Annotated in this window: 11 protein-coding genes; 7 read left to right on the forward strand and 4 right to left on the reverse strand. The window is 39.0% G+C overall.

The window, feature by feature from the left end:
* Positions 1-382: 382 nt before the first annotated feature.
* The 3 genes from ACYIAR_RS13775 to gcvT all read left to right on the forward strand — a co-directional run bounded on the left by ACYIAR_RS13775 (position 383) and on the right by gcvT (position 4,374).
* Positions 383-1,789, forward strand: a complete 1,407-nt coding sequence (locus tag ACYIAR_RS13775; protein WP_480330315.1) for an amidophosphoribosyltransferase — start codon at positions 383-385, stop codon at positions 1,787-1,789.
* Between the two features lie 215 nt (positions 1,790-2,004).
* Positions 2,005-3,219 carry a peptidase T gene (gene pepT, locus ACYIAR_RS13780; RefSeq protein ID WP_480330317.1) on the forward strand — a complete coding sequence of 405 codons (1,215 nt, stop codon included), beginning with the start codon at positions 2,005-2,007 and terminating at the stop codon, positions 3,217-3,219.
* Between the two features lie 69 nt (positions 3,220-3,288).
* The gene (gene gcvT / locus ACYIAR_RS13785; RefSeq protein ID WP_480330319.1) at positions 3,289-4,374 is read left to right on the forward strand and encodes a glycine cleavage system aminomethyltransferase GcvT; all 1,086 of its coding nucleotides are present in this window, start codon (positions 3,289-3,291) and stop codon (positions 4,372-4,374) included.
* A gap of 85 nt (positions 4,375-4,459) precedes the next feature.
* Here the strand turns inward: gcvT and ACYIAR_RS13790 are convergent, their stop codons facing one another.
* Entirely contained in the window at positions 4,460-5,335 is an 876-nt protein-coding gene (locus ACYIAR_RS13790) for a DUF5106 domain-containing protein (RefSeq protein WP_480330321.1), read from the reverse strand.
* A 62-nt stretch (positions 5,336-5,397) separates the two neighbouring features.
* On the opposite strand from ACYIAR_RS13790, the gene ACYIAR_RS13795 reads away from it, so the two are divergent.
* On the forward strand, positions 5,398-6,414 hold the full coding sequence (locus tag ACYIAR_RS13795; RefSeq protein WP_480330323.1) for a Gfo/Idh/MocA family protein: 1,017 nt from the start codon (positions 5,398-5,400) through the stop codon (positions 6,412-6,414).
* Between the two features lie 114 nt (positions 6,415-6,528).
* On the opposite strand, the gene ACYIAR_RS13800 is transcribed toward ACYIAR_RS13795, so the two are convergent.
* The 3 genes from ACYIAR_RS13800 to truA are packed head-to-tail and all read right to left on the reverse strand — an operon-like array spanning position 6,529 to position 8,836.
* Positions 6,529-7,161, reverse strand: a complete 633-nt coding sequence (locus ACYIAR_RS13800; protein ID WP_480330325.1) for a DUF3256 family protein — start codon at positions 7,159-7,161, stop codon at positions 6,529-6,531.
* An 11-nt stretch (positions 7,162-7,172) separates the two neighbouring features.
* Positions 7,173-8,069, reverse strand: a complete 897-nt coding sequence (locus ACYIAR_RS13805; RefSeq protein ID WP_480330327.1) for an EamA family transporter — start codon at positions 8,067-8,069, stop codon at positions 7,173-7,175.
* 14 nt (positions 8,070-8,083) lie between these two features.
* Positions 8,084-8,836 carry a tRNA pseudouridine(38-40) synthase TruA gene (gene truA / locus ACYIAR_RS13810; RefSeq protein WP_480330329.1) on the reverse strand — a complete coding sequence of 251 codons (753 nt, stop codon included), beginning with the start codon at positions 8,834-8,836 and terminating at the stop codon, positions 8,084-8,086.
* Between the two features lie 296 nt (positions 8,837-9,132).
* On the opposite strand from truA, the gene ACYIAR_RS13815 reads away from it, so the two are divergent.
* From ACYIAR_RS13815 to ACYIAR_RS13825, 3 genes are all read left to right on the forward strand, one after another.
* Complete coding sequence (locus ACYIAR_RS13815; protein ID WP_480330331.1) at positions 9,133-10,731, forward strand: aspartate:alanine exchanger family transporter; 1,599 nt, start codon at positions 9,133-9,135, stop codon at positions 10,729-10,731.
* 201 nt (positions 10,732-10,932) lie between these two features.
* Positions 10,933-11,439, forward strand: a complete 507-nt coding sequence (gene fldA, locus ACYIAR_RS13820; protein ID WP_480330333.1) for a flavodoxin FldA — start codon at positions 10,933-10,935, stop codon at positions 11,437-11,439.
* Between the two features lie 32 nt (positions 11,440-11,471).
* Entirely contained in the window at positions 11,472-11,828 is a 357-nt protein-coding gene (locus ACYIAR_RS13825; protein ID WP_480333663.1) for a DUF2023 family protein, read from the forward strand.
* Positions 11,829-11,954: the final 126 nt, after the last annotated feature.

The raw sequence follows: 11,954 nt of genomic DNA on the forward strand, positions 1-11,954 counted from the left end.
TGACTTAATTAAATCACATCTGTGACCTGATTTCGCCACATCTGTGGCGAAGATAATATAATTAAGCTTTGCAAATAACTAAACTTAAGTTAGTAATAATAAGTACGGATTGTTTTATCCGAATTATTAAACCTCCTAGGTGAGCCAACCGTTTCACCTAGGAGGTTCAATATTTTTTACCCAATCAGACACATATAAACTAATAAACTTACAAACTATAAAACTAAATAACTGAATACTTAAATTGTTATTTGTTTTAAAAGGAGAAACAAAAAGTGTTTAATTCGTGAAATTGAGTTTAAACTATAACTGTTGTTGTTATTGAATATTTTTCGCTTTTTTGTAACTTTGCACCCATAAATTCAAAACAGAAATAAAAACAATGGGTGGTTTTTTCGGTACTATCTCAAAATCTTCATGTGCTACTGATTTATTCTATGGCACAGACTACAATTCTCATTTAGGAACCCGTCGTGGTGGTATGGCTACATACGATAAAGAAGCAGGGTTCATTCGTTCTATCCATAATCTGGAAAACTCATATTTCCGAACTAAATTTGAGGCAAACCTTCCTAAGTTCAAGGGTAATGCTGGTATTGGTATTATTAGCGACAATGATGCTCAGCCAATTGTTATCAATTCTCACCTGGGAAAATTTGCAATCGTAACAGTTGCGAAGATCAACAACATTGATGAATTGGAAAAAGAATTGCTCGAGGCCAATATGCATTTCTCTGAATTGAGTTCAGGAAAGACAAATCCAACAGAGCTAGTTGCGTTATTGATTACTCAGGGTAAGGATTTTGTTGAAGGCATAGAGAATGTTTACAACCGTATCAAAGGTTCTTGTTCTATGTTGCTCCTTACTGAAGATGCAGTTATTGTTGCACGCGACAAGTGGGGAAGAACTCCTATCATTATCGGAAAGAAGGAAGGAGCTTATGCTGCTACGAGTGAATCTTCTAGTTTGCCTAACTTGGATTTTGAAATCGATAAATATGTAGGTCCTGGAGAAATCATCAAAATGACAGCCGAAGGCTTGGAACAGCTTCGCAAGCCAAATGAAAAGATGCAGGTATGTTCATTCCTTTGGGTATATTACGGATTCCCGGTATCAAGCTACGAAGGACGCAATGTTGAAGACGTTCGTTTCCAGAGCGGATTCAAGATGGGACAGAAAGATGAATCTGAAGTGGATTGTGCATGTGGTATTCCAGATTCAGGAGTTGGTATGGCTTTGGGATATGCAGAAGGCAAGGGAGTTCCTTATCACCGTGCTATTGCTAAGTACACTCCGACTTGGCCACGCAGTTTCACTCCGAGCAACCAGGAATTACGTTCTTTGGTAGCTAAGATGAAGCTTATTCCTAACCGCTCAATGCTTGAAGGAAAACGTCTGTTGTTCTGTGACGATTCAATTGTTCGTGGAACGCAGCTTCGCGACAATGTGAAGATTCTTTATGATTATGGAGCAAAAGAAGTTCACATGCGTATTGCTTGTCCTCCATTGATTTACAGTTGTCCGTTTATCGGATTTACTTCTTCAAAGGGCGATTTGGAATTGATCACACGTCGTATAATCAAGGAACTTGAAGGTGATGAAAACAAGAATCTTGATAAATACGCAACTACTGATTCGCCTGAATATAAGAAGATGGTACAAATCATTGCAGACCGTTTCGGCTTGAGCTCATTGAAATTCAATACTCTCGAAACATTAATTGAAGCAATCGGCTTGCCTAAATGCAAAGTTTGTACACACTGTTTCGACGGAAGCAGCTGTTTTTAATTGAAGAAATCATGGCTTTGATATAAGCCGATTATACATATATATTGATAATACGGAGATTCTGTGTTTGGTTATGATTGACTTATCCAGTGTTATTAGTCAACATAAAAACACAGAGTTTCCGTGTTTTTTTATTATCCTCCATTAAAATTTGGTAGATTGAACCGCAATACTTACCTTTAGACCATAGGAATTATAATCAAAATGTAAATAAAATGACAGTTGTAGATCGTTTCCTTAAATATGTAACTTTTGATACACAGTCTGATGATACAACAGGAACAACACCTAGCACTCCTGGTCAGCGTGTATTCGCCGAAGCTTTGGTTGAAGAGCTTTCAGCATTGGGACTGGAAGATATTTCTCTGGATGACAAGAGCTATCTTATGGCAACATTGCCAGCCAACACAGAGAAACAAGTTCCGGTAATCGGATTCATTGCGCATCTGGATACAAGTCCTGATATGTCAGGAAAGAATGTAAATCCTCGTATCGTAAAATATGAAGGCGGCAATGTGATATTAAATAATGAAGAAAATATTGTTCTTTCTCCGGAACAATTCCCTGAAATAAATGATTATATCGGTCAGGATATAATTGTTACAGATGGAAAAACTCTTCTTGGTGCGGATGACAAAGGTGGCGTTGCTTCAATAATCGCAGCAATGGCTTATTTGAAAGAACATCCAGAAGTGGAACACGGAAAGATTCGCATCGCGTTTACTCCTGATGAAGAAATCGGACAAGGTGCTGACCATTTCGACGTTGAGAAGTTTGGCTGTGAATTTGCCTATACTATTGATGGCGGACAGATTGGCGAACTGGAATTTGAGAACTTCAATGCTGCTTCAGCAAAGATTTCATTCAAAGGATTGAATGTTCATCCGGGTTATGCGAAAGACAAGATGGTGAATGCAGCGCAGATTGCAGCTGAATTTGCTATGATGCTTCCGGCAGAACAGCGTCCGGAACATACAACAGGTTATGAAGGTTTCTATCATCTGATTGGTATGAGCGGAACAGTTGAGGAAGCTTCTCTTTCTTATATTATCCGTGATCATAACCGCAATACATTTGAAAAGAGAAAAGAATATATTCAGGCATTGGTTAATGTTATGAATATGAAATATCCGGGCTCAACAGTTGCTGTTGTTAAGGATCAGTATTATAACATGCGTGAGGTTGTCGAACCTCGTATGGAAATAATCGATTTGGCTAAATCAGCAATGGAAGAGGCTGGAGTAGTTCCTCTTATCAAGCCTATCCGTGGCGGAACTGATGGAGCAAGATTATCATTTATGGGATTGCCTTGTCCTAACATCTTTGCCGGCGGCTTGAACTTCCATGGCCGATATGAATTCCTTCCGGTTAAATCATTGGAAAAGGCAATGGAAACAGTGATAAACATCAGCCGACTGGCTGCAAAATAAATCGAGGAAACCGGAAACAGTAAAACTCAAAAACTTAAGAACTCAAAAACTAAAAATAATATCTATTTTATGAAAACAACACCATTCACCGATGTGCATATTGCCTTAGGAGCAAAAATGCACGAATTTGCAGGCTTTAATATGCCTATTGAATATTCCGGAATTATTGATGAACATATGACCGTTGTAAACGGAGTGGGCGTGTTCGACGTTTCTCATATGGGCGAATTTTGGGTTAAAGGTCCGAAAGCATTGGAATTTATTCAGTCGGTAACATCAAACGATGCATCAAATCTTCCTATTGGAAAAGCTCAATATACTTGTTTCCCGAATGAAAAAGGCGGAATCGTTGATGATTTGCTTGTTTATCATTATGAACCGGAAAAATATCTGTTGGTAGTTAATGCCGGAAACATTGATAAAGACTGGGAATGGTGTGTAAGCCATAATACAGTTGGAGCTGAACTTGAAAACTCTTCTGACCGCACTGCTCAGTTGGCTATCCAAGGTCCGAAAGCATTGGAAGTTCTTCAGCGTCTTACTCCGGTTGATTTGTCTGCTATTCCTTATTATGCATTTACTACAGGCGAATTTGCAGGCTGCAAAAATGTGATTATTTCTAATACAGGATATACAGGTGCCGGTGGTTTCGAATTGTATTTCTATCCTCAGGATGCAATGACAATTTGGAATGCAATCTTTGAGGCAGGAAAGCCAGAAGGAATCAAGCCAATCGGATTGGGCGCACGTGATACTCTTCGCCTTGAAATGGGTTTCTGCCTTTACGGAAATGACCTTGACGACACAACTTCTCCTATTGAAGCTGGTCTTGGATGGATAACTAAATTCGTAGATGGCAAGAACTTTACAAACAGAGCTGAGCTTGAAAGACAGAAGAAAGAAGGCGTAGCCCGCAAACTTTGTGCTTTTGAGTTGCAGGAAAAAGGTATTCCTCGTCATGGCTATCCTATTGTTGATGCAGAAGGCAATGAAATTGGTGTTGTTACATCAGGAACAATGTCTCCTGTTCTGAAAAAAGGTATTGGCATGGGTTATGTTCGCACTGACTGCTCAAAGGTCGGTTCTGAAATTTATATTCAGGTTCGCAACAAGAAATTGAAAGCAGTTGTTGTAAAAGCTCCTTTCAGAAAGTAAGAGTAATATAGAAGACAAGGCTTCAGGAACAAGTTAACAAGTCAATTCATTTTCTTGTCAACTTGTCTCTGAAGCCTCGTTAACTTTATTTATAGTTAAGACAGAACTTAATAATACTATTCAAATCAGTTTCTTTCTGAATAATGCTCTTATCCTTATCCAATAAATAGATAGTAGGGAACACCTTGATATCATAAAGAGCATTATTTTCTATATCCATATTATAGTCATAACAATTTATCCAACCTTCTGGAATATTCTTTCTGTATTCATTCCACAAAGACTTGTCATTGCCTGTATAAACAGCCAGAATCTGCAGTTTGTTCTCTTTCTGAAGTCTTGATATTGTAGTGTTGTTTCTTAGCTTTTCAGTAAACAAGCTACATTCGTCGCAACCTGGGTCATAGAAATACATAATAGTTATTTTGTCAGGCAGATTATGCAGCATAGATTTTTCATCATTATTCATGCAAATTCCGAAGTTTGCCGCAATTGTGCCAATTCTGTTTTTCTTTGCCATTTCCAACAAATAAGCCGGTCTTATTTTATCGTCTTCGCTGATGATTTTTGAATCAATGAAAGCTTCGAGAACAGGAATAAACATTTCCTCATTTTTCATTGGAGAATCAAAATCATATAGATATTTCTCAAATAAATTGTAGAAAGTAAAAACATCTTTTTCGGAATTTGCCGCCTTGTTCATAGTGCTTTTTAGTGACTGCATTGCCTCTTCTTTGCTAACAAAGCGAAACAAATCTATATAATTTACCATAGCTTGCTCTGTTGTATCTTCCGGCAGAGGTTCAGAATTGAAAGGGTATAAATCCCAATAGTGACTTACTAAAAACGAAGCTCTGTCTTCAGGTGTTATAATACAGGTGGAAATTTCTGGTAGGCAGAATGACTGGCTATATGACGAAATTGTCATAATCAAGCCAAGGCAAATTAATATATACTTCATTTGAGATAATGTTTGTTTCGGCAAATGTATTAAATCTTTTATATCTTTGTAAGAAAAGTATTATGAAAAAGGTAAGATTCGGAGTTGTAGGAACCAATTTTATAACTGATTGGGTTATAAAAGGAGCTCGTGAAGACGAGCGTTTTGAGTTGGTAGCAGTTTGTTCCCGTAGTCAGGAAACAGCTGATGCTTTTGCTGAAAAGCATAATATTCCATATACATTTACATCATTGGAAGAAATGGCAGCAAGCGATTTGATTGATGCAGTGTATATCGCATCACCAAATTTCAAGCATGCCGAGCAAAGCATATTGTGTATGCAGCACGGAAAACATGTTTTGTGCGAGAAGCCGATGGCATCTAATGCAGCAGAAGTTTCACGCATGATTGAAGCTTCAGAGAAGTATGGAGTAACTTTGATGGAAGCAATGAAGCCGACATTGACTCCTAATTTTCTTTCAGTCATGAAAAATATTCATCGTGCAGGAACTTTAAGACGCTATTTCTCTTCATATTGCCAATACTCGTCAAGATATGATAAGTTTAAGGAAGGAATAGTTCTCAATGCCTTCAAACCAGAGCTTTCCAACGGAGCAATGATGGATATCGGTGTTTATACTGTTTATCCAATGGTTGTACTTTTCGGTCGTCCTTCAAAGATAAATGCAAGCGGAGTTTTGCTTCATACAGGAGTTGACGGGCAGGGCGCAGTGAATTTCGAATACGACGGACTCAATGCAACTGTACTTTATTCCAAGATAGCAAATTCTTCTCTTCCTACAGAAATTCAGGGAGAAGACGGAAATATTACTCTCGACAGGATTAATCTTATCAGCAAAGTTGAGTTCCAGCCTCGTGCTGCCGCTGCATCAGGAAAAGGTGAGCAAAACGAACCAGAAGATATTTCAAAGCTAACTGAGCACGATGAATATTTCTATGAAGTAGAAGAATTTATCAATTGTGTTCTTTCAGGAAAACGTGAGTCTGAAATAAATAGCCATAAGAATTCACTTATAACCATTGAAATAATTGATGAGGTGCGTCGTCAGTTAGGTGTGGTTTATCCGGCAGACAAATAAAAAGTTAACAAGGCATCAGAAACAAGTTGACAAGGTCAAAACAACTGTAACTTTACAATTTATTATCTAAAAACCTTGTTAACTTGTCTCCTTGTCAACTTGTATCTGAGTCAATCACTCAAATCTAGAGTTTTTCCAAGTATATTTCTTCTCTTTGCTCTTTATAAAAGCATTGATTTTATCCAGCATTTCTTTAGGCAAATATTCAGGAGTATTGTAAATTGCTGTTAGTGTCGGCTCGTTTTCATCAAGTCTATATTCGATTAAATCGAAATCAGCAAAACTGTTTACCTCCTGCCAAGCAATAGATGTCGTGTCATTATCAGCTTTGAAGAAATCCTCTCTTTTGGCCAGATTTATTATATCTCCGGTGTTGAGTGGCTTCCAGTCTGTTGAGAAGAATTCCACTTTACTGTCAGCAACAGGACCGAAATATGTCGTCACCATACAAATCACATAAGTATTATTGATTAAAGGAAGGCGGCGCATCTCAATGCGAGTGCTTTCGGTTGACTTCAGGCGAAGATAATCCTCGTTCATCAATTCCAGAACTGATGTTCCGTTCATATTATTCTTCAATGAAGCATCTTTTCCTTCGTTATATAAATCTGTTATATCTTTTCGCCAAGCATTTTCCAGTTGAGGAATATATTGGTCCGGCATTTGGCGAAACAAAGTATTTATATCTTGAGCATTTGAGCCTAATGTCGCCACACTGGCAAACATTGTTATCAATAATTTTTTCATTTCAATCATTCTTATTTTGTTCCCAAATATAGGAATATCATTCCAATTAACACAAGCAATAAATCCAAGGCTTTGCTCTTTAAGTTTTTTTCATGGAATAGCAGAGCTCCGGCAGCAAAAGTAACAAGGACATTGCTGCGGCGTATCATTGAAATAATTGATATCATTGAATCCGGAAAACTCAGAGCATAGAAATATATCCAGTCTGCAAGGCAAATGAATACCGAGATAAACAGAATATTCCATCTCCATACAAACGGAGTTGTTTGTTTGCGGCGTGGATACCAAAGGAATATCAATATGAAACACATAATGATGCACTGATATACATTGAACCACACCTGGACAGTCATCACATCAAGGTCACCCATCAGATGCTTGTCGTATAATCCGCTACATGTTCCCAACAACACAGACAGAACAGTCAGATATATCCATTTGTTACTTGTGAATTTTATACCTTCCTTTTTGCCCGAAACAGAAAGCAGATAAAATGATGCCACAGCAAATGCCACACCAATCCACTGATACAGATTCAATCTTTCACCAAAAATGATTAAAGCTCCAAGCAGAGTCAGCACCGGCTGAGTAGCCTTAATCGGTCCGGACAATGTTATCGGCAAATGCTTCAGGGCAAAGTATCCGGAAATCCAGGACGACAGAACAATAACAGCCTTGATAAACACAGCTACATGAGTCTCAAACGACACTTTCGGAACATAAAAAGGTGTGTTGTCCAAAACGTCAGTGTAGAATGACAACAGAATGAACGGTAAAAAAATCAGACTGCAAACCAAAGTGTTGCAGAACAGAACAGGAATCACGGCGTTCCCGTTTAACGACATCTTTTTGTTTATTTCATAACATCCCAGAAGGAATGCCGATAGAAAAGCAAGTAATAACCACATATGATTTTGGAAATTTATAAAATAAAGATATCCTCCGGATAAGTAACATCAACCAGAAACAACGCATGACCGGGAACAGAAGTTCCGGCAACGCATCTGTCCTTTGCCTCAATCACTCTTCTCAGCCCAGCTTCGTCAAGTTTTCCTCTTCCAACTTCAATCAGTGTTCCCACAATGGCACGAACCATATTTCTCAGGAATCTGTCCGCCGAAATAGTGAAAACCCATAAATCTCCTTCTTTCTCCCAGACTGCCTTGTATATTTTGCAGTTATTGGTCTTCACGTCAGTATGCAATTTGCTGAAACTGGTGAAATCTATGTAATCGAAGAGCACAGAACAAGCTTTGTTCATTGCATCAAAGTCCAGAGTTCCGGGAATTTTATAGGACAATTCGTAATTGAAAGGATTCTTCTTTGTTGTAATATAATATTTATAAGTGCGGGATGTCGCGTCGAATCTGGCATGAGCATCCGGACGCACCGGCACAATCTTATGGATAGCAATATCCTTTGGAAGAATTCTGTTCATCTTTTCTGCCAGAAATGCCAAATCCTCAATAGGAGTTTCCCAGTCGAAATGAGCAATCATAAGCTTTGCATGAACTCCTGCGTCGGTTCTGCCTGCGCCGACAATGGAAACTGGTTTTCGTAACAACGTAGTCAAAGCATTCTCAATACTTTCCTGAACCGTGACTGCATTAGGTTGGATTTGCCATCCGCAAAAACTCTTGCCATTGTAGCTTAAATAAATAAAATATCGCTGCATCCTTTTTTATCATTTATTAAGTTTCGCTCGTCGCACAATTTAAAAGTTGACAAGGTCAAAGAAACATCTCACTTCTCTTCTAATTATCCTAAAAACCTTGTTAACTCGTCAACTTGTCAACTCGTTAACTGAAAGTTGAGCCAAGCGAAACTTGAATTCTTAATTAACACGGCAAAGGTATGAACACTTTTGCTTTTCTACAATAAACAGTTCAACTTGTTTTGGCACGCTTTGTTTTATGCTGTAAAACAATTATTTTTGCATCGAAAATATTATTTACTCAAGTTTCATAAATTATGTTTGAATCACTTTTGCAGACTTCCTATTTTGCTTTGTTTTTAATCATTGCTCTTGGCTTTATCCTTGGCCGCGTAAAAATCAAAGGCTTGTCGTTGGACATTTCAGCTGTTATTTTCATCGCCTTGCTCTTTGGTCATTTCGGCGTTGTCATTCCAAAAGAACTTGGAAACATTGGTTTGGTGCTGTTTATTTTCACCATTGGTATTCAGGCTGGTCCCGGTTTCTTCGATTCATTTAAAAGTAAGGGAAAGACTTTGATTATTCTGGCTATGCTTATTGTTGGCTCTGCCAGTCTTACAGGTGTAGCTTTGAAATATTTGTTTGATATAGACACTCCGAGTTTGGTCGGTCTGATTGCCGGAGCCTTGACCAGTACACCAGGTTTGGCAGTGGCAATCGACACAACTCAATCCTCAGCTGCCTCAATCGCATACGGTATAGCATATCCGTTTGGTGTAATTGGTGTTATACTGTTTGTCAAGCTTCTTCCCAAAATATTGCGTATAGATTTGCAGCAGGAAGCAAACAGGCTGGAGCTTGAACGCAAGAGCCAGTATCCTGCATTGCATGCCGCAACATTCAGAGTTGAGAATGATTCCGTATGCAACAGAACATTGGCACAATTACAGTTGCGAAGCATGACCGGTGCCGTTGTTTCCCGCCTGAAACAAGGTGACCAGATATGTATGCCAAAAGCAACTACAAAACTATCCGAAGGCGATTTGATTCGCGTTGTCGGCAATGACAAATCACTTGAGCAGGTCGGCCTTCTAGTTGGTAGCAGAGTGGATAAGGATATTCCTTTTGCCGGAACTCAGGAATTGCAGTCAATGCTTGTGACTAAGAAAAACCTTGTGAACAAGACTCTTGGACATCTTAACTTGCAGGGAACATTCGGCTGTACCGTAACTCGAGTTCGCCGAAGCGGTATCGACTTGCCTCCGAAACCGAATTTGTCATTGAAACTAGGTGATAAACTTATGGTTGCCGGAGAGAAAGAAGGACTCAAGGAATTAGGCCAGTTCCTAGGAAATGATGAGAAGCGACTTTCTGATACAGACTTTTTCCCGATAGCGGCAGGTATAGTGTTGGGTGTTCTTTTCGGTAAAATGAACATCTCATTCTCCGACAGCTTTAGTTTCTCACCGGGGTTGACAGGAGGAATATTGATGGTCGCTCTTATCCTAAGCGCGATAGGAAAGACCGGACCGATAATGTGGACCATGTCAGGCTCAGCCAACCAGTTGTTGCGTCAGTTCGGACTTCTCTTGTTCCTTTCTGAAGTCGGAACATCAGCCGGTACAAATCTTATTTCCACATTCCAGGAAAGCGGATGGACATTATTCGGAGTAGGAGTTGCCATAACAATGGTTCCTATGATAATAGCATTGATATTCGGATATTATGTATTCAAGATAAATATATTGGATTTGCTAGGAACAATTGCCGGCGGTATGACAAGTACTCCGGGTCTGGCAGCAGCAGATTCTATGTCCGACAGTTCTGCACCGAGTATTGCCTATGCCACAGTGTATCCGATAGCAATGGTGTTCCTTATTCTTTTCATCCAGTTCATAGCTTCACTGATAGTCTGAGGAAACAATTTGCTGTCCAAACCACAATATTCAGGTATATCCGCACCTGAAAATACATTTTTCTAGGTATTGCCTTGCCCTGTTGTAAAAACGAAATTTGCCATTGGATAATAAATAATGGTTTTAGGGTAAACGGCCGTGATAATTTTCGGCAATTCTGCCTTATCGCGGCCGTTCTCATTTTTAATAAGTTAAAGAATTATGAAAACAACAGGAATTTTTTTCGGTTCGTCCGGTGGAGTAACAGAAGAAGTGGCAAATAAAATAGCTGAGAAATTGGGTGTACCCGGATCTGATGTCCATAACGTAGCCTCAGCTTCGCCTGAAGATGTGGGAAAATATGAAGTATTGCTGCTAGGAAGTTCAACCTGGGGAGCCGGAGATTTGCAGGACGATTGGTATGATTTCCTTCCTAAAATCCAAAAAATGGATTTGTCAGATAAAATTGTAGCATTGTTCGGATGTGGCGACTCCTCTTCATTTGGCGACACATTCTGTGATGCCTTGGGCACAATTTACAACGACCTTCAAAATACAGGATGCAAATTCATCGGTTCTGTTGATGCCTCTGATTATACTTATGACGATTCTACGGCAGTTGTCGGCGGCCGCTTTGTCGGGCTTGCTCTTGATGAAATGAATGAGGATGACAAAACACCCGAAAGAATTGAGAATTGGGTTAATGCTCTGAAAGCAGAAATTTGTTGACATTAAAATATAGGAGATATTGCTGTATGGTTATGTTGAGCAGTGGTGTACCCGGTGAAATAAAAGTCCTTTTGAATCATATATATGAATTCAAGAAAGGAGTACGCAACCTTGTTCTCTACACTGTCAACAAGTGTTATGAACCGATTGCTGTGGAGCGTTTGGAAAGTCAGGGTATAGAATATATAAGGCAGGAAGCAGGGAAGAATTCTGTAAATATTTATTTCGGACGCTCGGAATGTCTTCACACAATAGGATTGATAGCAGATAAGCCATTGAATATGCTTTCTCCTGAAGAAGACTTCATCCTTGGAGCTCTTCTTGGATATGACCTTCGTTTGCAATGTGAGCGTTATTGCAACAGGAGGAGAAACAGTATTCAGCAATAATTTTTCAGTTGACAAAATGAGGTTGTGTCGAAATATATTTAAACGCAGAGACACCGAGATACAGAGTTTTTTTATTTAATTCATATTCAATGAATATTCTCTGTGTCTTTGTGTCTCTGTGTTTTA

It is taken from the genome of Parabacteroides sp. KHUB-01 (assembly GCF_056640935.1).

Coding starts and splice junctions, on each gene's coding strand:
- ACYIAR_RS13775 (WP_480330315.1), top strand. CDS start 383: ATGGGTGGTTTTTTCGGTACTATCTCAAAATCTTCATGTGCTACTGAT.
- pepT (WP_480330317.1), top strand. CDS start 2,005: ATGACAGTTGTAGATCGTTTCCTTAAATATGTAACTTTTGATACACAG.
- gcvT (WP_480330319.1), top strand. CDS start 3,289: ATGAAAACAACACCATTCACCGATGTGCATATTGCCTTAGGAGCAAAA.
- ACYIAR_RS13790 (WP_480330321.1), bottom strand. CDS start 5,335: ATGAAGTATATATTAATTTGCCTTGGCTTGATTATGACAATTTCGTCA.
- ACYIAR_RS13795 (WP_480330323.1), top strand. CDS start 5,398: ATGAAAAAGGTAAGATTCGGAGTTGTAGGAACCAATTTTATAACTGAT.
- ACYIAR_RS13800 (WP_480330325.1), bottom strand. CDS start 7,161: ATGAAAAAATTATTGATAACAATGTTTGCCAGTGTGGCGACATTAGGC.
- ACYIAR_RS13805 (WP_480330327.1), bottom strand. CDS start 8,069: ATGTGGTTATTACTTGCTTTTCTATCGGCATTCCTTCTGGGATGTTAT.
- truA (WP_480330329.1), bottom strand. CDS start 8,836: ATGCAGCGATATTTTATTTATTTAAGCTACAATGGCAAGAGTTTTTGC.
- ACYIAR_RS13815 (WP_480330331.1), top strand. CDS start 9,133: ATGTTTGAATCACTTTTGCAGACTTCCTATTTTGCTTTGTTTTTAATC.
- fldA (WP_480330333.1), top strand. CDS start 10,933: ATGAAAACAACAGGAATTTTTTTCGGTTCGTCCGGTGGAGTAACAGAA.
- ACYIAR_RS13825 (WP_480333663.1), top strand. CDS start 11,472: ATGTTGAGCAGTGGTGTACCCGGTGAAATAAAAGTCCTTTTGAATCAT.